The 23,410-nt window shown below is 63.6% G+C and carries 22 protein-coding genes and 1 pseudogene; 14 read left to right on the top strand and 9 right to left on the bottom strand.

The features are described 5' to 3' along the window. Positions 1–69: 69 nt before the first annotated feature. Genes ACEN9J_RS38795 through ACEN9J_RS38780 form a run of 4 tightly spaced genes read right to left on the bottom strand, consistent with a single transcriptional unit; the run spans position 70 to position 5,577 of the window. Positions 70–1,197, bottom strand: coding sequence for an aminotransferase class I/II-fold pyridoxal phosphate-dependent enzyme (locus ACEN9J_RS38795; RefSeq protein ID WP_413765079.1), 1,128 nt, complete (start codon positions 1,195–1,197; stop codon positions 70–72). Continuing rightward, positions 1,194–2,657: a M81 family metallopeptidase gene (locus tag ACEN9J_RS38790; RefSeq protein WP_413765078.1), complete on the bottom strand. Its 1,464-nt coding sequence runs from the start codon at positions 2,655–2,657 to the stop codon at positions 1,194–1,196. The genes ACEN9J_RS38795 and ACEN9J_RS38790 overlap by 4 nt, the downstream gene beginning before the upstream one ends. A gap of 15 nt (positions 2,658–2,672) precedes the next feature. Next, a complete protein-coding gene (locus ACEN9J_RS38785) occupies positions 2,673–3,977 on the bottom strand; it encodes an MFS transporter (protein WP_413765077.1) in 1,305 nt (434 codons plus the stop codon). Beyond that, positions 3,970–5,577 (bottom strand): serine hydrolase domain-containing protein, encoded by a 1,608-nt coding sequence (locus ACEN9J_RS38780; protein WP_413765076.1) that lies wholly within the window; start codon positions 5,575–5,577, stop codon positions 3,970–3,972. The genes ACEN9J_RS38785 and ACEN9J_RS38780 overlap by 8 nt, the downstream gene beginning before the upstream one ends. 76 nt (positions 5,578–5,653) lie before the next feature. Here ACEN9J_RS38780 and ACEN9J_RS38775 point away from each other — a divergent pair, with 76 nt between their 5' ends. After that, the gene (locus tag ACEN9J_RS38775) at positions 5,654–6,238 is read left to right on the top strand and encodes a TetR/AcrR family transcriptional regulator (protein ID WP_413765075.1); all 585 of its coding nucleotides are present in this window, start codon (positions 5,654–5,656) and stop codon (positions 6,236–6,238) included. Here ACEN9J_RS38775 and ACEN9J_RS38770 read toward each other — a convergent pair. The 3 genes from ACEN9J_RS38770 to ACEN9J_RS38760 all read right to left on the bottom strand — a co-directional run bounded on the left by ACEN9J_RS38770 (position 6,198) and on the right by ACEN9J_RS38760 (position 9,983). Beyond that, positions 6,198–7,244, bottom strand: a complete 1,047-nt coding sequence (locus ACEN9J_RS38770; protein WP_413765074.1) for a dipeptide epimerase — start codon at positions 7,242–7,244, stop codon at positions 6,198–6,200. The two genes, ACEN9J_RS38775 and ACEN9J_RS38770, sit on opposite strands and share 41 nt — an antisense overlap. A 13-nt stretch (positions 7,245–7,257) precedes the next feature. Then, positions 7,258–9,609 carry a TonB-dependent receptor gene (locus tag ACEN9J_RS38765; RefSeq protein WP_413765073.1) on the bottom strand — a complete coding sequence of 784 codons (2,352 nt, stop codon included), beginning with the start codon at positions 9,607–9,609 and terminating at the stop codon, positions 7,258–7,260. 209 nt (positions 9,610–9,818) lie between these two features. Continuing rightward, on the bottom strand, positions 9,819–9,983 hold the full coding sequence (locus ACEN9J_RS38760) for a hypothetical protein (RefSeq protein ID WP_413765072.1): 165 nt from the start codon (positions 9,981–9,983) through the stop codon (positions 9,819–9,821). Positions 9,984–9,985: 2 nt separating this feature from the next. Here ACEN9J_RS38760 and ACEN9J_RS38755 point away from each other — a divergent pair, with 2 nt between their 5' ends. Continuing rightward, positions 9,986–10,828, top strand: coding sequence for an enoyl-CoA hydratase/isomerase family protein (locus ACEN9J_RS38755; protein WP_413765071.1), 843 nt, complete (start codon positions 9,986–9,988; stop codon positions 10,826–10,828). Positions 10,829–11,004: 176 nt separating this feature from the next. Then, positions 11,005–11,292, top strand: a complete 288-nt coding sequence (locus tag ACEN9J_RS38750) for a hypothetical protein (protein ID WP_413765070.1) — start codon at positions 11,005–11,007, stop codon at positions 11,290–11,292. Positions 11,293–11,584: 292 nt separating this feature from the next. On the opposite strand, the gene ACEN9J_RS38745 is transcribed toward ACEN9J_RS38750, so the two are convergent. Then, positions 11,585–11,830, bottom strand: a complete 246-nt coding sequence (locus ACEN9J_RS38745) for a hypothetical protein (protein ID WP_261216297.1) — start codon at positions 11,828–11,830, stop codon at positions 11,585–11,587. 1,141 nt (positions 11,831–12,971) lie between these two features. On the opposite strand from ACEN9J_RS38745, the pseudogene ACEN9J_RS38740 reads away from it, so the two are divergent. The 7 genes and pseudogenes from ACEN9J_RS38740 to ACEN9J_RS38710 all read left to right on the top strand — a co-directional run. Beyond that, positions 12,972–13,175, top strand: a pseudogene (locus tag ACEN9J_RS38740) (hypothetical protein); the annotation flags it as partial. A gap of 198 nt (positions 13,176–13,373) precedes the next feature. Continuing rightward, positions 13,374–14,549 carry a DUF3182 family protein gene (locus ACEN9J_RS38735; RefSeq protein ID WP_413765069.1) on the top strand — a complete coding sequence of 392 codons (1,176 nt, stop codon included), beginning with the start codon at positions 13,374–13,376 and terminating at the stop codon, positions 14,547–14,549. Beyond that, positions 14,530–15,315, top strand: a complete 786-nt coding sequence (locus ACEN9J_RS38730) for an alpha/beta hydrolase family protein (protein WP_413765068.1) — start codon at positions 14,530–14,532, stop codon at positions 15,313–15,315. The genes ACEN9J_RS38735 and ACEN9J_RS38730 overlap by 20 nt, the downstream gene beginning before the upstream one ends. 8 nt (positions 15,316–15,323) lie before the next feature. Further along, a complete protein-coding gene (locus tag ACEN9J_RS38725) occupies positions 15,324–16,280 on the top strand; it encodes a DUF72 domain-containing protein (RefSeq protein ID WP_413765067.1) in 957 nt (318 codons plus the stop codon). Positions 16,281–16,396: 116 nt separating this feature from the next. Continuing rightward, positions 16,397–17,704 (top strand): Nramp family divalent metal transporter, encoded by a 1,308-nt coding sequence (locus ACEN9J_RS38720; RefSeq protein ID WP_413765066.1) that lies wholly within the window; start codon positions 16,397–16,399, stop codon positions 17,702–17,704. 314 nt (positions 17,705–18,018) lie between these two features. After that, entirely contained in the window at positions 18,019–18,714 is a 696-nt protein-coding gene (gene gntA / locus ACEN9J_RS38715; RefSeq protein WP_413765065.1) for a guanitoxin biosynthesis heme-dependent pre-guanitoxin N-hydroxylase GntA, read from the top strand. 10 nt (positions 18,715–18,724) lie between these two features. Then, positions 18,725–19,336: a DUF1989 domain-containing protein gene (locus ACEN9J_RS38710; RefSeq protein WP_413765064.1), complete on the top strand. Its 612-nt coding sequence runs from the start codon at positions 18,725–18,727 to the stop codon at positions 19,334–19,336. On the opposite strand, the gene ACEN9J_RS38705 is transcribed toward ACEN9J_RS38710, so the two are convergent. Next, entirely contained in the window at positions 19,308–20,537 is a 1,230-nt protein-coding gene (locus ACEN9J_RS38705) for a YbdK family carboxylate-amine ligase (RefSeq protein WP_413765063.1), read from the bottom strand. The genes ACEN9J_RS38710 and ACEN9J_RS38705 overlap by 29 nt on opposite strands. 374 nt (positions 20,538–20,911) lie before the next feature. Here ACEN9J_RS38705 and ACEN9J_RS38700 point away from each other — a divergent pair, with 374 nt between their 5' ends. The 4 genes from ACEN9J_RS38700 to tnpB all read left to right on the top strand — a co-directional run bounded on the left by ACEN9J_RS38700 (position 20,912) and on the right by tnpB (position 23,406). Continuing rightward, positions 20,912–21,151: a hypothetical protein gene (locus tag ACEN9J_RS38700; protein ID WP_413765062.1), complete on the top strand. Its 240-nt coding sequence runs from the start codon at positions 20,912–20,914 to the stop codon at positions 21,149–21,151. A gap of 210 nt (positions 21,152–21,361) precedes the next feature. After that, on the top strand, positions 21,362–21,889 hold the full coding sequence (locus tag ACEN9J_RS38695) for an ankyrin repeat domain-containing protein (RefSeq protein WP_413765061.1): 528 nt from the start codon (positions 21,362–21,364) through the stop codon (positions 21,887–21,889). Positions 21,890–22,681: 792 nt separating this feature from the next. Next, entirely contained in the window at positions 22,682–23,077 is a 396-nt protein-coding gene (gene tnpA / locus ACEN9J_RS38690) for an IS66-like element accessory protein TnpA (RefSeq protein ID WP_413765060.1), read from the top strand. Beyond that, positions 23,074–23,406: an IS66 family insertion sequence element accessory protein TnpB gene (gene tnpB / locus ACEN9J_RS38685; RefSeq protein WP_413765059.1), complete on the top strand. Its 333-nt coding sequence runs from the start codon at positions 23,074–23,076 to the stop codon at positions 23,404–23,406. The genes tnpA and tnpB overlap by 4 nt, the downstream gene beginning before the upstream one ends. Positions 23,407–23,410 lie beyond the last annotated feature (4 nt).

The raw sequence follows: 23,410 nt of genomic DNA, 5'->3' as shown, positions 1-23,410 counted from the left end.
TGAAGTGAAAGGTTGGAAAACTTGTCGAGAGCCGGGGGAGCGCCTGCGAGCGATCGAGAGCCGGCCTTGCTAGAGCAACTCGCGCAGCGCGCCAAGCAACTGGGCGATCTGTTCAGGCGTGTGATCCGCGAAGGCAGCGCAACGCAACACGCCCATCGGTCCGGCGCCCACGTAGGTGGAATAGGCCACGAAAATGCCCTGTTCCCAGAGTGCGCGCTGGATCCGCTGCATCTGCAGACCATCCCCGTGCACAAAGGCGGCAATGGGTCCGGCGTTGTCCTCGACCTTCAGACCCAGGCCCCGCAGGCCCGCCTTGAGCGACCGCGCGTTCTCACGCAAGCGCAGAAGGAGTTCGGGGCGTCTGCGAATCAGGCGCAGGCTCTCCGCGGTCATAGCGGCGCCCGCGGAGCAGCCCAGCACCGCGCCACGCGCCACCGGGGTGCGCCACAGCTGCGCGATGGTTTGCGCATCACCAAGCGCAAACCCTCCGTGCGCGCCCAACGCCTTGGCAGTCGAGCCGCCGATCACCAGCCGGTCGAAGGGAAGCTGCGCGAGTTCTGCGCTCCCCCTTCCCTGCGGACCGATCGTTCCGAAGGCGTGAGACTCGTCAACCACCAGCCACCCGTTGAAAGGGGCGATCAGCTCCGCATACGCCGACAGTGGCGCAATGGCTCCCGTCGTCGCGAACACTCCGTCCGTGGCGACGAGTGGCCGCTGACCGCGCTCGAGTGTGTTTCCGAGCATGCGCGCCAGGTCTTGCACATCGCGATGCGCAAACGAATGGATTGGCTTGCCGGCCGCGTGGGCTCCTTCCCGCAGGCTGTAGTGGGCGGATTCGTCGATGTAGACAACATCACAGTCGGGCGCCAGTCCGGTGAGCGCGACAAGCCCGAACAGGTAGCCCGTTCCGAAATACATCGCAGCTTCCGTACCGAAGAACCGACGCGCTTCGGCCTCCGCTTGCTGGTTCGCGCCTGAACTGAAGCCATAGTGGCGCGGCAGGTGTGTGCTCGCACCAAACTGCCGCAGCGCAGCGCAGCCGATCTCGACGAGTTCCGGCGCGCCTCCCAGCCCGAGGTAAGCCGAGCCGCCGAAACAAAGCAGTTGCCGCCCGTCGACCATCATCGATGCGCCACTCGGCGATTCGACAAGACAAGGCGGTGATCCGCCGCTAGCCAAGGAGATCGTGGTGTTCATGCCAGATGCGGGGACGGGTTGTCTGTCGCGGGGAAGAAGTGCATGTGCCGATGGCGGTACGGGAGTCGTGCGAAGTCCATCGACAGCGCCGCACCGGTTTCAATGACGTGCCGATCCGTCGACAGCTTCGAGAACTCCCCGTAGTAGTGATGGCTCGACTTCACCGCGATGACCCGGGCTTCATGCAGAGGAACGCCCAACCCGGTGAAGGCGGATGGCGACAGCGTTTGTTGCCGCCGGCTGCTCAGGACGATGTCCGTGGCATTGACGCGGATCCAGGCGGCGCGACCCAGCGGATCACGAATACCCCCGACGCACTGCACGTGATCGGGCGCGAGCCCTCGAACGATTGCGAGCACCTCGAGAGGTTGTCCCGATACCGCTCCGCTCTTTCCGCCCAGGCTCAACCGCAAGCGCGTCCCGATCCCGGAATCGAAGCATGCCTGGACACTTTGCGGGTCGACCAGCATCCCCAGCGCGCTGCGAAGCTGCGTGCGCTCCAAGAGTTCGGCCAGCAGCACGGTGTGGTCGCCCGGCGCCCCGCCGCCCGGGTTGTCGCCTGCGTCCGCCAGCAGCCGAGGCGCTAGGCCCTGCGCGTCGAGACCTTCGAGCGCCTGGCTGACCGACTCCAGACGAGGCAGCATCGCATGGCGGATCCGATAAAGCGCCTGCGCAAGTTCTGTGGCCTGGGCCATTGCGAAGGCGGCGTCGCCGTCCGCCACCACCAGCACCTTCGTTCCCGCATCCGCCACATCGCCCCATGGGAAACCATGCACCAGGCTCACCGAAAGGACGCCCGGACGTTTCTCGACCTCGCTCATCTTGTCCACCAGGCCGCGCATCGGCTCGATGGTCGTGGGATAGAAGCCGACCATGCGGCAATCCGCGACGGCCATCACCGGACGGGTGACACCGCTTGCCGCGGCCCGGCAGGCGTCGAACAGCTCCGCGGCCCGGGCTTCGTAGTCCGTGTGGGGGTACTCGCGCATGAGGATGATGACGTCCGCATGCTGGGTCATGGTGGACGTCATGTGGCAGTGCGGGTCGAGCTCCACGCCAATCACGCATCGGGGACCCACGAGTTCGCGTACGGCGCGGATTAGGTCTCCCTCACAGTCGTCCTCGCCTTCGGCCACCATTGCGCCATGAAGGAACAGCAGCACCATGTCCAGCGGCATCGCCGCGCGCGCTGCGCTAAGGATCTCTCCGCGCAACTGCGCGTAAGCTTCGGCTCTGACCCGCCCCGCCGGTTGAGCGATGGCATACACGCCTTCGATCACCTCGTCGCCATAGCGGCGCGCGCGAAGGCGCCACTTTTCCACGATCGGGCCGACGTCGCCCAGCGCTCGCGCGGGTGTCGGTCCTCGAATGATGCCCAGTTCCTCGAACGACGCGAGGGTCGTGGGGTGCTCCGAGAATGTGTTGGTCTCCGTGACCAACGCGGATGTGAAGATCTTCATGAAAAAGAGCCTGTCTTAAAGCGCACGCAAGCGCGGTGCGAGCAAAGCGACGATCACTAGCGCGAGCACGAGTACTGATGCCGGCGCCGCCAGCCAGAGCAAAGCCAAGCGCTGTAGGGACGACGCATCGGGCGCCGCGCCCAGGGTTCCAACCCAGCCGAGCCCGATCCCCACAACGATGCCACCCAGTGATTGACCAAACTTCTCGGCGGAAAAGAGAACACCGAGGTATAGCCCGAGGCTTTCACCTTGCGCGGACGACTGTGTAGCGGTCTCCATCGCCAGTGTGGTGATTACTACCGTGAGCCCTCCACAAGCGACGCCGAACAGAACGGCTCCAGCAACCATCGGCGTGAGCGTGCGCGGTCCGGCAGTGAGGCAGACGACGCCGACGAGCGCCAAGAAGAGCGCGCCGCCAAGGATGCGAGCCGGGGCAACGCGACGCGCGACCCACGGAGCCACGGCAACGCCCGCCAACAGCGCGACAAAGATCGGCGTAAGAAGCAACGAGAGGCTTTCAGGACCTGCCTTGAGCAAATGCTTGTTGGCGTAGGGCAAAGCGCTGAGGAGCGCCGTCGAACTCGTGCCAAGTAGCAAAAGAACTAGCGCGACGCCATAGAACGCCTTGTTACGCAGCGTCGCGCGCAAAGCCTTCGGCAGCGACGGAGGCCGCTCGCGCTCGATCCCGGTGCGCATCGGGACCCTCCGCACGACGAGCCAGCAGACACCCAAAGCGACGAAAGCACCGGCGGCCAGCACCAGCGCGGCGACGAGGTAGCCGCCATGAAACTCGCTAAAGTGCGCAACGATCTGTGGCGCCAGTACAGTCACCAAGAGTCCTGCAATGGTCTGCCCAAGTGCACGGGATGACATCAAGGTGCTCCGGTGCTCCATGCCGTCGCACATATCACTCGCAATCGCTGTGTGGGCCACAGTGAAGACAGTGAGCAGCAACGATTGCAGGATCAAGATGGACCCCAGCACAAAGATCCTTATCGGCAGCGGAAAAGCCCACGTAGGCACAAAAAGCAGTACCAAAATGAAGGGGAGCGAGAAGGCACTGAAGGCAATCAAGTGACTTCGACTGCCCGCGGCACGCGCGGCGTTGTCACTTCGTCGCCCAATCCATGGGTCGAGCAGCAGATCAGCAAGCTTGGGAATCGCCAATAGCACGCCTGCCAGCGCGGGCGGTACCTTTGCAAACTCTGTCAGGTAGAACAGGAAAAGCAGAGGCACCACGCCAGAACTCAAGGTAGAGCCGAACGCCCCGGCACCAAATCCCGCCAGGGCTATGCGCGAGGGCGCGCGCATCTCAGCCATGGGAGCGATCCCTTGTGAACCGCAGCTGTCGAGTGCGTGCGGTATCCAACAATAGCTCGCGCTCCCCGTCCTTACCGGTCACCAGGCGCAGCGTGCCGTGCAAGGGTAATGCCGGATCTTCGCTGACCATCAGACAGGTATCGGCAATCAACGGCTCCAACTTGTAGGTGCTGCGTCCATACAGTCCCGCGATGCGCATCAACCCAGGGCGGCTGTCCTCAATCACGGCCTCGCCACCGAGTTCCCTGCTGCGCCACTTGCCCGCGAAGGCCTCGAGAACCTTCCGATCCTTCCCGGCGTTTTCGAGGCGATCACAGCGATAGCGCCGGCCTTGTTCGATCACGTCGATCGCGACAACCCTGTCAGCGTCGTTGCGCACCAGCTCGACCGTCAGGGCAATCACCGACAACAGATTCACCTGCAAGACGTCCGACGTCGATTGAGTCAAGGGGAGCGGAAGCCCGAAACTGCGCAGGACCAAGGTGTCCCCCTGCTTTGCAATGGCAAAGTGGCGGCCGTTCAAGGCACAGTGAAAGTCACCGCACAGCGCATCCGCAGAATCTGCGCTCACTGGTTCCTCCGCTGCTTCTAGTTCGTCCTCGAGCATCACGCTCAACAATCGCTGTGCAATCTCTACCGCGGTGACGTCGCTGCGGTTGCTCATGACCACGATCTGGACACCGTAATCAGGTGCCGCGATCATCTGACATGTTCCGCCCACCACGCCACCGGCATGATGAAGAATCTGCACGCCTCGCCATGTCTCACGAATGAGCCCAAAGCCGTAAGGGTGGAGGTATCCGTTGTTCAGTTCGGTTGGTGCCATCAACTCGTGTGAGAGCCGCTGCGGCCAGATCCTGGGCGTGATGAGGTGGCTCAGCCAGCGCTGCATATCATCCAAGGTGGACGCAATGCCACCTTCTCCGAGAATGACCGAGGGAAAGATCCCCTTCGAGAATCCGCCCTCGGCTCTCGCGATGTGCGAGGTCGCGCTTCCAAGCAGCGGATCAAGATCTGTACACCACAAGAAGGAATCGTTCATCGACAACGGCTCAAATAGCCGTTCACGCAGGCCTTCAGCCAAGGAGACCCCAAGCACGCGCTCGAGCACCTTGGACAGCATGCGGTAGCCCCCGTTGTTGTACATGAGCTGTTCGCCAGGCTTGAAGTTTTCTTCCTGCTGTCGGCACTGATAGTCGAAGGCCCCTTCGCTGGGCACAACGGTCATCCCGTTGGACAACAAGGAGAGGTCCAAATAGTCGCGCGTGCCCCCCGTGTGATTCATGAACTGCCGAAGTGTGCGGATTCCTTGAGTCGCTGGAAGCTCAGGCAGCCAGCGCCCGACGGGCTCATCGATCGAGAGCAAACCTTCATCACGAAGCAGCAGCGCGAGCGCTGAGGCGAAATGCTTGCTCGTCGAGCCGATGCGCATCTTCGTGGAGGGTGTGTTGATCAGGCCCGAGTCCAGGCTGGCCATGCCATAGCCGCGACGCAGAAGCGTCTTCCCATGGTGCTGGACGCTGGCCACCAGGCCGGGGGCGTCGTTGCGGTGAAGTTCGGAAAGCACGGCTTCCAGCTTTTCGGTGCGATGGAGGGTCATGGTTCTATTCGGTCCTAAAATGAATGATCAATCATTGTTTTTTCTGTGCAGCATGCCCAAACGAGATGAGAGCCACATGGCGTCGGTGCGTAAGCAAATCCTGGACGCCGCCCGCGTCGTGTTCGAACGCAAGGGAGTCGCTGACGCATCGATGGCCGAAATCAGCACGCAAGCGGGCCTTTCGATCGGCTCGATCTACGTTCACTTTCGTGCGAAGGAGGATGTCCTGCTTCAATTGATCGAAGCGGCGGATGTCAATGCCTCGCCCTTCGAGCAGTGCAGCAGTGCGGGAGAACTGCTGGGTCTTGTGGAAAGCCTGCTCAAAGCCCAGGAGCGCCCGGATGCCAGCAACCAGACGGCCCGCACGGCGCTCGAAGTCGCCGCGATCACGCGACGCAATCCGGACGTTCAGGCCGTTGTCACAAGAAACTTCAAGAGCTTGCGTCGCGCCCTGCTCGAGGCGGTGGCGCGCATCGGCCAGGCATCCGGTCATGCCGACGACGGCGAGATGCTTGCCATCGGAGAGTCGATCCTGGCGCTGCTGATCGCGGCCCAAGCCCAGATGCTGATCGGTGTTCCTACCAATGCTGAAGCCAAACTCAAGGCGGCGCGACTGCTGATCAAGTTGCTGCACGGCGCCCCCGTTCGGGTGAAGCGGTAGCCCACAACGGCTGCTCACTCGTATCGATGACAAAGGCTGCATCGTCAAAATCGATGTAGCCATCCGCGTAGGCTGCCGCCGGCGTGGTGTCTGAAGCCATCAGCAAGGGCGAGTCGAGGTCGACCAGGTCGGCCCACTGCGCTGCGATGAACGCCGGCTGGATGGCACGCGATCGTCCTCCCATGCACCCGACCATCACTTTCATGCCGCGCTCACGCGCTGCGTGAACGAGCAGCAAGGCAGCGCTCAAACCACCGCATTTGTCGAGCTTGATGTTCGCAACTTGGTATCTCTGCGCGACATCGTCCAGGTCTTCGATGGTCTGCAGAGATTCATCCGCGGCGATCGGAATCGGCGAGAAGTAGCCCTGCAGTTCGTGATCGTTCGCGGCGGGCAACGGTTGCTCGATGAGCACTACCCGGCAAGCGAGCAAGGCGCCCATCATTCGCTCAAGGTGGGCCATCGACCACCCTTCGTTCGCATCGACGGAGAGTGCCGCGTCCGGCCGTGCAGAGCGTACTGCCTTGATCCGTTCGATATCGAGCTCGTGCCCATCGAGCTTGAGCTTGAGAGCCTTGGCCGCCGAGTGCGACCGCGCTGCCAACGCCATGCATTGAGGCTCGTCCACCCCAAGCGTCACCATGGTGGGGAGTGGACGCAGCGAGGGCAGAAATGCCATGCGATAGGCGGGTTCCCCCCGTTGCGCGGCCATGAGCTGCCAGAGCACCCAATCGAGTGCGTTGCGTGCGCCACCCGCGGGCATCTTCTGGACCTCGCGCCAGGCACCAAGGAGGTCCTGCGGCAGCCAGTCGCGCATGGCCTCGATGTCTTGTTTCATCCGCAGCCCGTCCTCGCCGCGGTAGAACACGCCAGCGGCCTCGGCGCGCGCCACATGGCGCCCATGGCGCCCTTCCACGCCGAGGACACACTGCCCCGGCAGCACGCGCCCGGCAATGGCCAACGGCTGCTTGAAAAGGATGTCCTGCGCGGACGCGTGTATTTCCATCGCGTCTCGCCGCTCAGGAGAAGTCCATGGAGAACTGCAGCCCGATCGTGCGCGGGGTGATAAGGTTCACCCGCGCCGGTCCGCCCGCAGTGCTCAGGGTGGTATCGGCTGCAGTCTGCCCGCGGCGATTGGTCAAGTTACGCACAAACAGACCCACATTGACCTTGCCCACCTGCACGCCGCCGCGCAGGTCGATCGCCGTGTACGCCGGCAACCTGTATTGAGGGATCCCAGGGGAGGACTTGAAGCTGTTCAAACGGTCGCCGGTATAGCGCAGGGTCGCACCGAAGTACGCCGGGTAGCCGCTGACGCTGAAGTTGTAGTCGGCCTGCACGGCGGCCGAGACCCGCGCCGTGTTGGGCAGTCGCTCCCCAGCCCTTCCACCCAGATCGGGGCTGTCGTCGACGAGCTTCGCGTCGATCACGCTGAGCGATGTGGCCAATCGCAGCGAGTCGATCGGCGCCGCGCGCAGCGTCCATTCAAGACCGCGCGAACGCGCACGCCCCGCATTTCCTATGCCGGAAAAGCCCGCGCTCGACGTGAACACCTGCATGTCCTTCCAGTCGATCTGGTAGAGCGCCACCTCCGTCGACAGGCGGCCCGGTATCACGTCGCCTTTCCAGCCCAGTTCATAGCTCCACAGGCTGTCGGACTTGAAGGAGGAGTTGGTGAGCGGTGCTCCGGTCAGGGGATTCACGATAAGTGGCAGCGGTCCCCCTGGCCGGTATCCACTGGCAGCGCGTACGTAGATCGCTTGATGTTCGGCCGGACGCCATCTTCCTGTGAGCAGCCAGGTCGTCACGCCCTCCGATGACTGCGACGCAGGCTGGGGTTTTGGCGCGAAGATGCCGCTGAACTGCTGATCCAAGCGTTGACTGTTGCGGCTGTGGCGTACCCCCATGGTGACGTCGGCATCTGGCGTGATGTAGTAGGTGCCGGTGCCGAAGATGGCGGTTTCACGGAAGGTCGATGGAAACTTGGCATCTGCCAGAACCGGATTCGTCGGCTGCGCAAACGCGTTGAACGGGCTGAGATGCTGCGTCTTGGAGCCAGTCTCGTCGGTATAGAAGAAGCCCCCCAGCCATTCAAACTGCCGACTGCGCGGCGAGGTCAGTCGCACCTCCTGCGTGAACTTCCGGTTGTTGAACCCATAGTCCATGCCATACGCACTGTTGACGATTCCTTGCGGCGCGAGCAGCGGCACGTAAAGTGCAGAGGTGTCGACGCGGCCCGCGCTCGAGGTACGCTGCCATCCGGTGATCGCATCGAGCGTGGCCCACTTCAGATCGACTTTGAGTGCTGCAGAGACGAGGTCGTTGCGAACCTCGGATGGCTCGCTCAACATGAGCCGCTTGGTCCGTGCGCCGAAGAGGGGGCGACCTGTCGCGATGTCGGTGTCCTGGGTCGACGCTCCGTCGCGCTCCTGGTTCTGGGTCAGCGCGGTCAGCCGAACAGTCACGTCCTTCGAAGGCGTGAGGAGCAAAGCGACGCGAGCACCGTCCGTCTTCGAAGCGTCCACCAGGCGTCCGGAGCGATTGACGTCACGGATGAATCCGCCGTCCGAACGCTGATAAACGGTCGCCCGAAGCCCGGCGACGCCGTCGCTCAGCGGCGCGTTCAACATACCTCGCATGACGTGACCGGTCTTGCCGCCCTGCACACCGGAAGCTTCCGCGGTCACTTGGCCGCTGAACGCGCTCGAATCCGGCTCTACAGCCACATACTTGATCAGCCCCCCCATGGCGCCGGCGCCATAGAGCGTTCCCTGTGGTCCGCGAAGCGACTCGACGCTCGCGAGATCGAACAGGCCGAGATCGAGCGAGGAAGATCCCCCGCCTGCATAGGCGGAGCTCGAGCCGAATGGAACGTCATCCACGTACATGCCGACCGTCGCCCCAACTTGCGAGCCTGTCGAAATGCCGCGCATGGTGATCTGGCTTCCGCCCGTGCCGCCCCCCGACTGGTTGTGATTCATGCCGGGCAGCAATGCAGCCAGGTCACTCAGTGACTGGTAGCCACCACGCTCCATGTCCTCGCCTTTGAGCACATCCGCCGTCAACGGAACCTCCCTTGCCGGCTCTCTGCGTCGCTGCGCGGTGACGCTGATGGACTCGATCGATTTGGGCGCAGCGGACTCGGAGGTGGACACGGCAGGCGGCGCATCTGACTGCGCACTGGCGTACAGATGCACGCTGCCACAAGCAATGGCGATGGTGGCTCGCAGCCACGCAGGGCGCCGAGGTGCGCCAGAGTGATCCCGAAGAACTAACATTTGTCTCCTATCAAAATGAATGAGGCTTCGTTTTTTTTGAATTGTGCGGTTTTTCTCTTTCAGGTGCAAGTGGTAGTTCAAAAGGCTCTGCATGCGCGCGGATCAGCGCGGGTGCGACTGCTTTGACGGCGGCGAGACGACGGACAGAACCGCCAGACTTGGTGTATGGGTGCAAACAACTCAGGTCGCCCCGGGGACAGCTGCGGCGCCTTGTGCTCGACGGCGATACGAACAACACCTCGCGCACGGCACTTCGCGCTTCTTCACGTATGCGTGCGTCCGGGGACGGGGCCTGCCGTTCTTCATCGACAGCCGTCGCCGATCCGCTGCACCGGGACCACGGCGCCGCAGCCCACCGCGCCGCCGACGATCGGCGAGCACACCGATCGCATCCTGCGCGAGGTGCTGGAGATGGCGCCCGAAGCGATCGCATCGCTGCGCGAGCAGCGCGTCGTTTGAGAGGGCATCGATGACGCACAGCTTCGAAAACCTTCTTTGCGACGTGTCAGACGCAGGCGTCGCGACGCTCACGCTCAACCGTCCCGCATCGCTCAACGCCATCAACCGGTTGATGGCCGACGAAATGACGGATGCGCTGGAACGCCTCGCCGCCGACGCCAGGGTGCGCGTGCTGATCTTGCGCGGCGCGGCTCATGCGTTCTGCGCAGGCGGCGACGTGCGCGACATGGCGGGACAAGGCATCCGTCAAGCAGGCGAAGCCCTCGAAGGCATGAGCCGGTACCGCCGGCTCGTGCTCGCACTGCACGGTTTTCCGCGACCGGTGATCGCCGCCGTGGACGGCGTGGCCTCCGGCGCCGGCATGAGCCTCGCACTTCTGGCCGACATGGTCCTGCTGAGTGATCGCGCGAGGCTCTGCATGGTGTTCCAGCGTGTCGGCCTGATTCCTGACTGTGCCGCACTCTTCACCCTTCCGCGTCTCGTGGGCCTGCAGCGAGCGAAGGCCCTCACCCTGTCGGGGCCGAGATCGGCGCGCGAGATCGGCGCGACCGAAGCGCACGCCATGGGCCTGGCACTCGAAGTCCTGCCTTGGCAAACCCTGCATGCAAGGGCGGACGAAGTATCCGCCGCACTGGCCACCGGTTCGCCTACCGCGCTGTTGCTGACCAAGCAGGCATTGGACGCATCACTCCAAAGTGATTTGCCGACGATGCTGGCGATGGAAGCGAGTGCGCAAGCCATTGCCCTGGCAAGCGAAGAACACCGGATCGCGGTGCAGGCTTCGTGCGCAAGAAAAGGCAGTAAAGCGAATGGCCAGCGAGACGCGCTGAGAAAGCGGAGTCGTTATGCCTGAACGTCGAAAGAGAGCCTTCGGCGAGCTTGCATCGCGACCATCGCGCTGGGCAAAGCTTTTTCGAGCGACACCCGCGCCTGCTGCTCGACGAACCTTGCGAGTTGGCCTGACGCGGGCGCAATCTGCAGCCTCGACCCTCAATTGCAGAAGGACACAGAACGCACGAATTCGTTCGCATGCCGACGAACGGCCCCTGGCAGAATCGCAACATGCTTCTTCCAGCTCCCCTAGGTTCTCAGCGCGCGCAAGGACTTGCTGCCCAATTGGGCTGCACGGTGGGCGATTTCGCATCGTCGGATGGTCAGCCGGAGGCCGCGTTGCTCGGCAGCGTGGCCAGTCTTGCCGACATGCTCCTCGAGTTTGGCGCACGCTTCGATCCCGGCGAGAAGGTATATGTGTTCCGCAACTGGCCGACGCTCGAGGCTGCTCTGAGACACATCGTCGATTCGCGAAAATCGAGCTAAGCTGCTGGTGTTGCGGGATCAACGCCAGGTGCAAAGGCATAGATCTCGATGGTCTTGGCATTCCGTCGACGTTCAGGGCTGGAAATCCGTTGCGGGCGAAGCCGCGAATGCTGGGTGACAGATCGATGGCCTGCTGCACGTCGCGCTGAGGCGGCATGTAGGGTAGATGGCGTGCACAGTTCATTGACCGCGCGGGTGGTAAGGGCAGAAACCGGCGCCCTTCGCTTTCCTGTCGGCTAAGCGGTGATCAAACTCGGTTCAAAGGTTCTATCGGCTTCAGGTCGCTCGCCGATCATTTTTGCGGAGACGCGCCATCGGTCTTGCGAAGTCCGCGCAGGTTCATCGCGGCCAAGCAGACTTGGAGCGCAATCAGCGCCCAAGCGCTTGAATAAAGGCCCCAGACACCCCACAGCGCGTTACTTGCAAGAAATACCCAAAATCCAATGTTGCGCTTACTCTTCACGTTCGATGCAACAAGCCAGGCGGCGCCAACCGAGGCGACGAATGCGGGCCATTGCAGCCAAGAAATCCAGTCCATTGCGCTTAGCTCGCGGAAAACGTTGGCGGGTCTGCGGCCGCCGACCGGCTCCCTATCCAGGCGAGGCACTGTTCAAGTAACAGGTCGATCGATGCAAGCGCATTGCACTGCGGCTCGAAGATTGGCAACTCGCAATAGCGTTCGCCCCCGCGACGAATTTGCGTAGTTCCGAATAAGGTGGCGAGCGCGGGCGCCGGCATGAGTCTGTGATGAACCTCCCATTCCTTATAGCGCTCGGAATGCGAGAGCGCATCGCGCTCGTCACCGCGCACAGCGGGCGTCTTTGGCTGCTTTCGTACAACGAAGGAGTGGAAGGGCCGTGGCTGATGCATATATGACATGTCGGATGAGCAGAGACCGGGCGGAGCCCGGACTCGGAATGGGACTTCGTTTGATCCCAAGATGCAGAAGAGCGTACTCAACGGCTTTTGCAACGTTTGTCGGAAAAGATGCCGACAAGCGCGAGCCGGGTCCAGCAAGCGTCGGACCATCGCAGAAGTATCGCTGGACGTCCTAGACGAGACCGCGAGTTTCTTTCAACGTCGCGGATGTGCCGCGCCAAAATTTGAATGAACACCGTAGCTATCGACTGAGGATAAGCTGCAGAACGTGATCTACCAAGGCGATTGAAAGAGGCCAAAGGCGACGATGCGACCGCTCTGCTCGTTGGAGGAATTTCGATTTTTCGTTGCTGCGCATCTCCGCCGTGCGTGTACCCCTACGGGCACCATCCACAGGTTCTAGCGAAGAAGCAGCGTGACGACCTGCGGCGTGCTTTTCGCCAAGCCTCGATAGGGAACCGTGTTGAAGGCGAATCGCAGTTTGGTAAATCGGAACGGGTGTTCGACCCTGGCTGGGATGCTGGCCTTCACCTTCTCCATGTGCTCGGTCACGAACTCAGGTTGGATCAAGCACCCTGCCTGCCCGCGTTGTCACATGTCAGGCCGACCTTGCGGCGCGGCGCGCTCGCGCATGCCCGGGTAGCCTGAGTCGCCGAAGCCGTGTTTCGTCGATCTGATTCAAGAACTCAGGCACTTCCTGTCCGCCACCTCATCGCGCAGTTGAGCGCTCCCGAGGCCGGCCGGAGCCCGGGATGCTTCATCGAAAGTCACGGAGTTTGAGAGGCTGGACAGAAACGGCGACGCTCGAATGCATGAAGCTGGGCCTGAGCATGAACATCGTGAAGCTGCCCTCGATGGGCGGCGTGTTCCGCATCGCGCCGCCGCTCACCATCAGCGACAGCGAGATCGACCTCGGCCTCGAGCTGCTCGACAAGGCCATCGCCACCGCGGTGCGTTTGCAGCGGGCTTCCCGAGCGATCGCGATTTCATTCAAGCCGGCTTAAGTTTGGCGGCCGATACTGGCGTCGACGGTCTTCAGGCGTTGCTAGAGGTCGCTTCGGCGCCCGCTCTGGCAGCGGTTCCTCGAGCCGTGGGTCGTCACGAATCTTCCGCCATGGCCGCTTCGCATTGCGCCCATGCCGACAGCCGGGCGGTGCCATCGTCCTACGCTTTGCGCCGCCTGACATCGCACGATGGCGCCCATGACAGCGGAAGCGGCCAGCCTCCAGAGCCTTCCATTCGGCAGCGTGGTCACGTGGGATGTCGAGCCCGGCGCCTACTGCAGCGCGCACGAACGCGAGACGCGCGCCCATTTCGCGCGCCGGCTCGCCACGCTCAAGCGCTATGCCTACGCGGGCGACTGTGGCGGGCGCGCGGGGCCGAGCCTGCGCGCGGACGCGCCAAGGACCTATGGCGGGCATGTCTACTTCGTCCCGAGCGGCACCGTGACAGACCCCGTTCGCGCCCGCGCGATGGGTATCGCGGGTGCGGACGACCTGTTCGGCGGTGTCGTCGAATTCGCCTTCGTCGCCACCAAGGCGATCACCCACCCGTTGCCCGATGCCGGCGCCGCGCGTCCCGCGGGATGGTCGACGCACTTGGGGCACGCCGTCGCCGGCGCGGTGCTCGCGGGCTTTTCGGCCTTTTCGCCCGATGAGGCGCGCCGGGCCGGACGGCGCCTGCTCGAGGCCGGCGCGGTGCAGGTCAAGCCGGTGCGTGCCACGGGCGGCCGCGGCCAGACCGTGGCGCACGACACGGCCGAGCTCGACCGCCAGCTCGATGCGCTCGACGCCGGGGAGCTCGCCGCCCACGGCGTGGTGCTCGAGGAGAACCTGCGCGATCCCGACACCTTCAGCGTCGGCCAGGTCGTGGTCGACGAACTCACCGTGAGCTACCACGGCCGCCAGCGCATGACGCGCGACAACGCGGGGCTCGCGGTCTACGGCGGTTCCGACCTGATGCTGACACGCGGCGGCTTCGACGACCTGCTTGCCGCGCGCGACCTGAGCACGCCGCTGCGCACGGCCATCGACCAGGCCCGGCGCTACCACCAGGCCGTGCGCGACGGCTTCCCCGGCTTCTTCGCCTCGCGCGTCAACTACGACGTGGCGCAGGGCCGCAATGCCGCGGGCCGCTGGCGCTCGGGCGTGCTCGAGCAGTCGTGGCGCGTCGGCGGCGCCACCGGTGCGGAGATCGCAGCGCTGGAGGTCTTCCGCCGCGCGCCCGAACGCCGGGCGGTGCGGGCCTCGACCTTCGAGGTCTACGGCGCGGCCATGGTGCCGCCCCAGGCCATCGTGGCGTACCGCGGCGAAGACCCCGAAGTCGGGCCGCTCGCCAAGTACGCCCTGATCCAGAACCATGACAGCGACACGACATAGCACCATCGACATCCCCGTGGACGGCCAGCACATCGCCGGCACCCTGGTCGCCGCCTCGACCATGGTGCCGGGCGTGCTGCTGGTGCACGGCTGGGACGGCAGCCAGCAGCAGTACATGGCGCGCGCGCACGAGCTCGCGGCGCTGGGCTGCGTGTGCCTCACCTTCGACCTGCGCGGCCATGCGCAGCATGCGGACCAGCGCATGAGCGTGACGCGCGAGGACAACCTGCGCGACGTGCTCGCGGCCTACGACGCGCTCGTGGGCCATCCCTCGGTCGCTCCCGACGCGATCGCGATCGTGGGCAGCAGCTACGGCGGCTACCTCGCGGCGCTGGTCAGCAGCATGCGGCCGGTGCGCTGGCTCGCGCTGCGCGCGCCGGCGCTCTACCGCGATCGCGAGTGGCTCACGCCCAAGGGGCAACTGAGCCGCTCCGACCTCGTGGCCTATCGTCGCACGCTGGTCGGCCCGGACGACAACCGGGCGCTCGCGGCCTGTGCGGCTTTCAAGGGCGACGTGCTGATCGTCGAGTCGGAGGACGACCAGACGGTGCCGCACCCCGTGATCGAGAACTACCTCGCGGCCTTCAAGGGCGGCGTGCGCTCGGTCACCTACCGCGTGCTCGCGGGCGCCGACCACGCGCTGTCGCGCCAGGAGTCGCGCCAGGCCTACGGCACGCTGCTGGTGTCGTGGATGACCGAGATGACGCTGGGTGCGAAGTCGGTCGGCGCGCCGATCACCCGGCCGGTGCAGGCGGCGCCGGCCTGAAGGCGAGCATGGCCGCCGCCGCGATCCGCATCGGCATCTCGGGCTGGCGCTATGCGCCGTGGCGCGGCAGGTTCTATCCCGCGGGGCTCGCGCAGCGGCAGGAACTCGCCTTCGCCTCGCGCGTGCTGCCGACGATCGAGATCAATGGCTCCTTCTATTCGCTGCAGCGGCCTTCGTCCTACGAGGCCTGGCACGACGAGACGCCCGCGGGTTTCGTGTTCGCGGTCAAGGGGCCACGCTACATCACCCACATGCGGCGCCTGAACGACGTGCGCGTGCCGCTCGCGAACTTCCTGGCCTCGGGCGTGCTCGCGCTGCGCGACAAGCTCGGGCCGATCCTGTGGCAGTTTCCGCCGCGCATGGCCTGGGATCCCGAGCGCTTCGAGGCCTTCTTCTCGCTGTTGCCGCGAAGCAGCGCTGCCGCCCTGAAACTCGCGCGCGAACACGACGACAACGTGGCGGGGCAGGCCTGGCTGCACACCGGCGGCCGGCGGCGCATCCGGCATGCCGTCGAGGTGCGCGACGACAGCTTCGTCGACCCGGCGTTCATCGCGCAGTTGCGTCGCCACTGCATCGCGCTCGTGGTGGCCGATACCGCGAAGCGCTGGCCGCTGCTGGAGGACCTGACGGCCGACTTCGTCTATCTGCGGCTGCATGGCGACAAGGAACTCTACGCAAGCGGCTACAGCCGGCAGGCGCTGGCGCGCTGGGCCGAACGCATTGCAGCCTGGCGCAAGGGCCGGCAGGTGCGGGACGCGCGTCTGGCCTCCAAGGTCGCGGCGAAACGCGGCGCACGCGAGGTGTTCTGCTACTTCGACAACGACATCAAGGTGCATGCGCCCTACGACGCGGCGCATCTGGCGCGGGCGCTGGACCTGCCGACGCGGCTGGAGGAGGGCGCGCGCGACCGCTTCGCGCTGCCGGCGGAGATCTCGTTGCGGCCGGCGCGGAAGAAGCGGGCGTAGGACGCCCGCACGGCCGCGCCCGTCCGCCAAGTGCATCCAGGTAGCAGCAGCGTCCTACAGGTGGAGCGGGGGCCGCGCCCTACTTTCGGTTTCCCGAGGTCACCGACGAGGCGAGCATGCCGAGGCCGAACGAGCAGGACAAAAACAGCGAAGGTGCCGAGCCTTCCGGGAAACGCGGCTTCCTGAACCGCCTCGGCCCCGGCCTCATCACGGGCGCCGCCGACGACGATCCCAGCGGCATCGCCACCTACACCCAGGCCGGCGCGCAGTTCGGCTACGGCATGGGCTGGACCCTGCTGCTGACCTATCCGTTGATGGTGGGCATCCAGCTCGCGAGCGCGCGCATCGGCCGCACCACGGGCCGCGGCCTCACCTCGGCCTTCGCCACCCTGTGGCCGCGCCCGGTCGTGCTGCTCGCGGTCCTGCTGCTGCTGGTCGCCAATGTGGTGAACCTCGCGGCCGACATCGGTGCCATGGCCGAGGTCGCGCGGCTGGGCCTGGGCGGGCCCGAGGCGCTCTATGCGCTGGGCTTCGGCCTGCTGTCGCTGGCGCTGCAGGCCTGGCTGCCCTACCACCGCTACGTGCGCGTGCTCAAGTGGCTCACGCTCTCGCTGCTGGCCTACGTGGGCGTGGCGCTGGTGGCGCACGTCGACTGGAAGGCCGCGCTCGCGGGCGCGCTGCTGCCGCGCCTGCACGGGGATGCCGAGAGCATCAAGATGGTGGTGGCGATCCTCGGCACCACGATCAGTCCCTACCTGTTCTTCTGGCAGGCGGCGCAGGAGGTGGAGGAGATCGAGCGCATCCCCGGGGACCACGCGCTGCGGACCCATCCCGCGCAGGCTCGCGCGCAACTGCGCCGGCTGCGGCTCGACACCTGGGTCGGCATGGGCTTCTCCAACGCGATCGCCTTCTCGATGATCGTGGCCTCGGCCGCCACCCTGCATGCCCATGGCCAGACCGACGTGGCCTCGACCGCGCAGGCGGCCGAGGCGCTGCGTCCGGTGGCCGGCAGCGCGGCCTTCGCGCTGTTCGCGCTGGGGATCGTCGGCACCGGCCTGCTGGCGCTGCCGGTGCTCGGCGGTTCGGCCGCCTATGCCTGCGCCGAGTTCCTGCGCGTGCGCCGCGGGCTCGAGCAGCCGGTGGGCGCCGCGCCGGCCTTCTACGGCATCCTCGCGGCCGCCATGGTCTGCGGCATCGGCATCAGCCTGTGCGGCGTCGATCCGATGAAGGCGCTGGTTTGGGCGGCGGTGCTCAATTCGTTGATGTCGGTGCCGATCATGGTCGGCGTCATGTGGGCCGCCGGCAGCCGCCGCCTCATGGGCGAACTGGTGCTGCCGCTGCACTGGCGGGTGCTGGGCTGGGCCGCGACCGCGGTCATGGCGCTGGCGACCCTGGCCTTTCTCTGGACAAGCCTGCGGTCCTGACACGAGACGGTAAAAGTCCAACCGCAATGCAAGGCTGGTCAGCACGATGGCTTTGGGCCCCTGCTCAATATGATCTTCCTCGTCAGTAGCGATGTTTCCGCTCGTGGACTTCTTGCGATTGTGCCACTCACGGAGACCAATTTAATTTCGACAACCGTGGAGGTGAGAGCCGCAGAAAGCGTCGCCGCGGCAGAAGCGCGTCAGCGCTGTCCTGCCGCTCGCCGCGTACGGCCTACACGCAAGTTTTTTTTTCGCACACACGAATGGCGGGTTCGCCTTCGACACGGACCAAGGCTCTTGCCGACCGTTGATGCATGACAGATCAACTCCTCTCCCCAGCCGAAACGGAGCCCTCGTCCAACAGCTCTCGCATAGATGAAATGCGCGCGTTCATCTCGTCCAAGGGTTTTCCGTGCGTGGGCGCGAAATCCGCGCTCAACAAGAAGCGCATACGGTTCATTCAGCTGCAGACGTTGGGAGACCCATCTCAGACACCAGCGCTTTTCGACGCCCTTGTCGCCTACTCAACGGCCTTTCCCGACCCGGGCCTCGTGCCGGTGAGCTTCGTTGCCCTCTTCGACGGATTTCCCACTACCGAGATCGAGTTCGAAACAGCCCTGTGGACCCAACTTCAATCGCTGCATGACCTTGATCGAGCACGCGGCTATAGGTGGAACGGTGAAGTTAGCCACGATCCAGAGCGCAGCGATTTCTCATTTAGCGTGGGAGGCCGGGCCTTCTTCGTCGTGGGTATGCACCCGCAGGCTTCGCGCCATGCGCGCCAATCGCCCATCCCTTGCTTGGTATTCAACTTCCATGATCAGTTTGAAGCAATGAAATCGTCCGGGAAGTACCAGTCGATGCAGGAGGCCATCCGGCAGCGCGAAATTGCGCTGCAGGGATCAATCAATCCTGCGCTCGCCCGCTTCGGTGAAGCCTCTGAAGCGCGGCAGTACTCTGGCCGCGCCGTGGAATCGAATTGGAAGTGCCCATTTCATCATCACTCTTGAAAGGACTCGAATGACCGAGGAGAAATCGCTGACCCACACAGCTGGCTGCTGCCGTATTCCGCCGCAATCGGGCGTCGCCTTCACCTTGCGAGGCGGTCAGATCCTGCGCATCAACGATCCATTCGGCGAACAGGTTGCCGACCTGTACGCCTTCGCACAGGACGACCACAGTTGCAGCCTGTCCTCCGGACGGTCCATCGACTATGCTTCAAAGATCTACCTGACCAAGGGCGATCTACTCTACGCAAACAACAGCCGCCCAATGTTTCGCATTGTCGAGGACACGGTCGGTCGACACGACTTCCTGTTAACGCCGTGCAGCCAGGAGATGTTCGAAATTCTGTATCAGCACCACGGGCATCATCCCAGCTGCTTTGAGAATCTGTACCGAGCTTTTGAACCCTACGGAATTCGTCCAGACCAGATTGGAACGACGTTCAATGTTTTCATGAATGTCGGCGTCACCGCGACCGGTGAGGTTCAGGTCAAGCCGCCCATATCTCGCGCCGGCGACTTCATTGAGCTATGCGCCGAGATGGACCTCATCTGCGGATTGACAGCGTGTTCGGCTGAGAATTCGAACAATGGCTCTTTCAAGCCCATTGACTACGAGATACGCTAAGAGGTTCGCGGGGTACAGCAGTCAAGAGAGGCATCGAGGCGCGCACAACATCGTCCGGCTTTGGAGATGTCTCCATCATCCCCGCTGCAAGCAGCGCCATTTCTTTGACGCTGCGGCAGCGGCCTCTCAAGCTGCGCAGGACGGTTGCGTCGTTCTGGATGGTGCTCACCACCTTGCGCAGGGTTGCGAGTCGTTCTTCATCTCTCGGCGCCGACGCGTGGCGCGCCAAAGTCGACAGCAGGTTCCCGAGGTGGTCTCTCAAAAGCAACTGTTTCCGTGTCATCGGATCGACGTAGATTGCTTGCAGGCCGAACTTCGCGGCTTGATACTTGTTGTACTCGTACACGAGGTAATCTTCGTCCCGGGGGATAAACGGTTGTGACTCCAACAGCCACGTTCCGAGAAGTTGCGCGAAGCTGGCGAGTGCGGCGGCTCGCTCGATAGACAACGGGCTATCAAGGACGCGAATCTCGACAGTCCCATACTCAGGCTTCGGTCGGATGTCCCAATGCAAGTCCTTGATTGACTTGATGACCCCGCACGCAAGCCATTTAGACAGGTACTCGGTGAGTTCGTGCCAGGAGTTCGTAAATGGCGCGCGGGGTCCTGTAGGAAATGGGTTGGGGCAGTACGTCCGGGTGGAGTCGAATCCGGTGTCCCTTCCTTCCATGAAGGGACTGGACGCCGAGAGCGCAATAAAATGCGGCACGTATCTGGCGAGCTGGTGCATCAATAGCGGGACACGCTCAACGTCAGCGCATCCAAGATGAATGTGCTGCCCGAATACAGTTGTCTGCTTAAGTACTTCCCCGTACAGCGAAGTCAGGTCGCGATAGCGTGGGCTGTCGAAGATCTGCTGTTCCGACCAGTGCTTGGAAGGATGCAGCCCGCCGCCGGATATGCGGGCGCCGTGTTCGGCGGCTGCGCACGAGACCCTGCTCCGCAGAGATTCGAGGTCAGTAGCTACCTCACAGGCATTCGCACAAACGCCTGTGGAGATCTCGATCATGCCGGCGCTCACCTCAGGAACGATTGCCCCTCGTGCCAAAGGCCTGGGCAGACGTGCGGCCTGAAGGATCTGCGGGCTCCGCTGAGCGAGATCGCCCGTCTCTGCATCGATGAGCTGCAGTTCGAGTTCGACACCGAGGCTCATATCCGCGGACGGTGCAAAGTCGAATGAATGTTGAGCAGAGTTTGACATGGTGGCCTCGGTTTTGCTGATGAACCTCGCAGACGGCGCCTGTTGTGATTGGTGGGAGGTCTTGTCTCTGCGTCACAGATCACACAAGCCTTCAAGTGAACTCCACGTAGGACAAGTCGAATTGCTCATGTGCGGGGACGCGTGCAGAGCGCCGTAGGCAGGCGCGCGATCCAACAGCGCGGTGATTGGCGCTGCGGGTCCGCATCGCTGACGCTCACCCCGATCGTAAGGATCTGTCTTCCTGAATCAGGCATCGGTCGCGACTTGGTCTATCGATAAATGGAGGCGGGATTACAAGACCGCCCGATGTCGGCCGACGCCTCTTACGCTGTCGATCCCTAATCTACTGCGCCTCACTGCACGACGAGAGGATCATGACCACACCAGACTTCTTCGCTCAATTTTTCCGCGACGGCTGGGAGGTGCGTTGCGCAGTGACTCGCGCCGCCCCCGGTGGCAACCTTTCCGGCCGCGCAGAGATTGTTCAAGGCGATCAGGTCAGATTCACAATCAATTCGTCTGGGGTCTATAAGACGCGCCTCGAGCTCGCTGAAGCTCTGAAGAAAGATGCCTTCAGGTGGATCACCGGCCAGCAGCGCGACCGAAGGGCTTGAACAGCTTCGCGCGCACAGTTCCGTTGCACCCTAAACGTATCCCATAACGCCATCGCACTGCAGGTCATTCGCTGTGACACCTGAGTTTGCAACAGAGATCTCTTCGGTTCCTGAGGGGACGGTTTTCCTGCGGTGTACTGGCTGTTCGGCGTACGCCCGAGAGGTCCATAAGATGCCACTGTGCTCTCCCATCGCGCCAAAAATTTTTCCATGATCAACAAAGACAGAAACACCTCGGCCTCCGACACCGAATTCCTCGAATTCGCGCAACGGGTCTTTCAGTTGGCGCGCACCGGCGATGCTCAAATGTTGAAGCGCTTGTTGACAAAGGGGCTGCCGCCTAACATGAGCAATCACAACGGCGATACGCTCTTGATGCTCGCCGCGTATCACGGCCACGCGGAAGCTGCGGAGGCATTGCTGGAGGCCGGTGCCGAACCTGATCGATTCAATGACAAGGGCCAGACGCCACTGGCTGGAGCAATATTCAAGGGGTTTCAACCCATCGTTGAGTTGCTGCTGGAACACGGGGCTCAGCACGGCTTTGCGCCGCCCGGCGCAAAGACGCCGGTCATGTTCGCAGCGATGTTCAACCGACTCGAGATTTTGAAAGTGCTTCTAGAGCGTGGCGCGGACATCGATGCTCGGAGCACAGAAGGTTTGTCGGCACTTGACCTCGCTCGAACTATGCGGGCACCCGACTCGGTGGCCTTCTTGGAAGCGCTGAGGCCGGCCTGACGCTGATCCGTCAAGCGACGGACCGATTGGTGATTCCGAGCAACTTGGGAAGAGACTTGGCGGTCATTCGGCCTCGGTGGTTAGCTGGACACTCCGAGTTCCGCACGTGGCACCCAACGCGAATGCAGGAGAAGCGAGCTGTTCTGAGGCACGGGAGGCTTCCATGGATGACGAGCCGAAGAAATCCGGACTCAACAAGTAGCTGATCGACTTGAAGAAAATCCGCCGAGCGAGGTGTTGAGCCGAAGTACTTGGCCGCAGCAAATGCCGGATGCCGGACGCGACGAGAACAATGGACTGTTCCGCCGGACAGGTGCGGGTGGATTCCAGCGAGCGGACGCGCCCTGCTTTCGGCGAATCTCGGTGCACGTTTGACGAACCGGATCCTGGGACGTTCAACTGGGTGCCGATACAGGAAGACGGCTAGCGTCGGCTGGGACAAGAACTCCTCAAGCCCGCACATCTGCAAACGCTGGGTCAAGCCTAGCGATCGCCACTTCTCGCTGCTGGCCTCGCGGAAGATGACCGACACGGCCCCAGTATCAGTGTCGAGGAAAGGACGCGTCGCCTGCGGTGCCTTCCGTAGACCTTGCAGGCGCAGCCTTGAATGCCTGGATCGTAAAACCTTTGGGCGAGCCGGCGGTGGACTACCTTGCGGACTGGCCCGGCTTTGATCGCTTACTCGAGCGCGGAGCGATCCATGTAGGTAAGCGTCCGGCCAACCCATCTTGATCCCCGCCAGAAGGCCTAGGAGCATCGTGTCCACTATTCCACTTATTTCTTGGCGGACACGTGAACACTATCGAGACGACGGTCAAAGGAGATCGGCGCCGCAGGCGCCTCCATACCGATGAGTTCAAGGCGAGCCTGGTCGCCGCCTGTTCCCGGCCCGGAGTGTCGATCGCCTCGGTGGCATTGGCCAATGGCATCAATGCGAACCTGTTGCGCCGCTGGATCGAGCAAGGCGGTCAACGGTTGCCCAGCGTCGAGTCGATCGAGACGACTGTCGACATGCCGCGGGATCGAGCCAAGGCGGCGTTCGTGCCCGTGCAGCTCGACTCCACGCCCTCGTCGACAGCATCTGACATCCGCATCGAACTCCAGCGCGGCGCGACCACAGTGGTCGTGAACTGGCCATCCAGTGCCGCCGCGGCGAGCGCTGCTTGGCTTCGCGAGATCTTGCGTTGATCCGCGTCGAGTCGATCTGGATGGCGGTGCAGCCGCTGGACATGCGCGCCGGCACCGAGGCTGCCCTGGCCCGAGTCGTGTTGGTGTTCGGCGCTGCACGCCCGCACCATGCCTACCTCTTCGCCAACCGGCGCGCCAACCGCATGAAGGTGCTCGTGCACGACGGCATCGGCGTGTGGTTGGCCGCAAGGCGGCTGAACAGCGGCAAGTTCGCCAGGCCCAAGAACATCGACGGAACGCTCACACTGAGCCGGCCGCAATTCGATGCGCTGGTACTGGGACTGCCCTGGCAGCTCGTCGGTGAGGCCGGTGTGATCACCACGCTGTAGCGCG

Origin of the sequence: Variovorax sp. Varisp41, from assembly GCF_047325085.1 — a bacterium.
GTDB lineage: Bacteria > Pseudomonadota > Gammaproteobacteria > Burkholderiales > Burkholderiaceae_C > Variovorax.
Note: the sequence above shows the minus strand (reverse complement) of the source record. Positions and strands in the feature narration are given on the sequence as shown.

What these genes read in the sequence shown, in the direction of transcription:
- ACEN9J_RS38795 (WP_413765079.1), bottom strand. Translation starts at nt 1,197, where the DNA reads ATGAACACCACGATCTCCTTGGCTAGCGGCGGATCACCGCCTTGTCTT.
- ACEN9J_RS38790 (WP_413765078.1), bottom strand. Translation starts at nt 2,657, where the DNA reads ATGAAGATCTTCACATCCGCGTTGGTCACGGAGACCAACACATTCTCG.
- ACEN9J_RS38785 (WP_413765077.1), bottom strand. Translation starts at nt 3,977, where the DNA reads ATGGCTGAGATGCGCGCGCCCTCGCGCATAGCCCTGGCGGGATTTGGT.
- ACEN9J_RS38780 (WP_413765076.1), bottom strand. Translation starts at nt 5,577, where the DNA reads ATGACCCTCCATCGCACCGAAAAGCTGGAAGCCGTGCTTTCCGAACTT.
- ACEN9J_RS38775 (WP_413765075.1), top strand. Translation starts at nt 5,654, where the DNA reads ATGGCGTCGGTGCGTAAGCAAATCCTGGACGCCGCCCGCGTCGTGTTC.
- ACEN9J_RS38770 (WP_413765074.1), bottom strand. Translation starts at nt 7,244, where the DNA reads ATGGAAATACACGCGTCCGCGCAGGACATCCTTTTCAAGCAGCCGTTG.
- ACEN9J_RS38765 (WP_413765073.1), bottom strand. Translation starts at nt 9,609, where the DNA reads ATGCAGAGCCTTTTGAACTACCACTTGCACCTGAAAGAGAAAAACCGC.
- ACEN9J_RS38760 (WP_413765072.1), bottom strand. Translation starts at nt 9,983, where the DNA reads ATGCCCTCTCAAACGACGCGCTGCTCGCGCAGCGATGCGATCGCTTCG.
- ACEN9J_RS38755 (WP_413765071.1), top strand. Translation starts at nt 9,986, where the DNA reads ATGACGCACAGCTTCGAAAACCTTCTTTGCGACGTGTCAGACGCAGGC.
- ACEN9J_RS38750 (WP_413765070.1), top strand. Translation starts at nt 11,005, where the DNA reads ATGCCGACGAACGGCCCCTGGCAGAATCGCAACATGCTTCTTCCAGCT.
- ACEN9J_RS38745 (WP_261216297.1), bottom strand. Translation starts at nt 11,830, where the DNA reads ATGGACTGGATTTCTTGGCTGCAATGGCCCGCATTCGTCGCCTCGGTT.
- ACEN9J_RS38735 (WP_413765069.1), top strand. Translation starts at nt 13,374, where the DNA reads ATGACAGCGGAAGCGGCCAGCCTCCAGAGCCTTCCATTCGGCAGCGTG.
- ACEN9J_RS38730 (WP_413765068.1), top strand. Translation starts at nt 14,530, where the DNA reads ATGACAGCGACACGACATAGCACCATCGACATCCCCGTGGACGGCCAG.
- ACEN9J_RS38725 (WP_413765067.1), top strand. Translation starts at nt 15,324, where the DNA reads ATGGCCGCCGCCGCGATCCGCATCGGCATCTCGGGCTGGCGCTATGCG.
- ACEN9J_RS38720 (WP_413765066.1), top strand. Translation starts at nt 16,397, where the DNA reads ATGCCGAGGCCGAACGAGCAGGACAAAAACAGCGAAGGTGCCGAGCCT.
- gntA (WP_413765065.1), top strand. Translation starts at nt 18,019, where the DNA reads ATGACAGATCAACTCCTCTCCCCAGCCGAAACGGAGCCCTCGTCCAAC.
- ACEN9J_RS38710 (WP_413765064.1), top strand. Translation starts at nt 18,725, where the DNA reads ATGACCGAGGAGAAATCGCTGACCCACACAGCTGGCTGCTGCCGTATT.
- ACEN9J_RS38705 (WP_413765063.1), bottom strand. Translation starts at nt 20,537, where the DNA reads ATGTCAAACTCTGCTCAACATTCATTCGACTTTGCACCGTCCGCGGAT.
- ACEN9J_RS38700 (WP_413765062.1), top strand. Translation starts at nt 20,912, where the DNA reads ATGACCACACCAGACTTCTTCGCTCAATTTTTCCGCGACGGCTGGGAG.
- ACEN9J_RS38695 (WP_413765061.1), top strand. Translation starts at nt 21,362, where the DNA reads ATGATCAACAAAGACAGAAACACCTCGGCCTCCGACACCGAATTCCTC.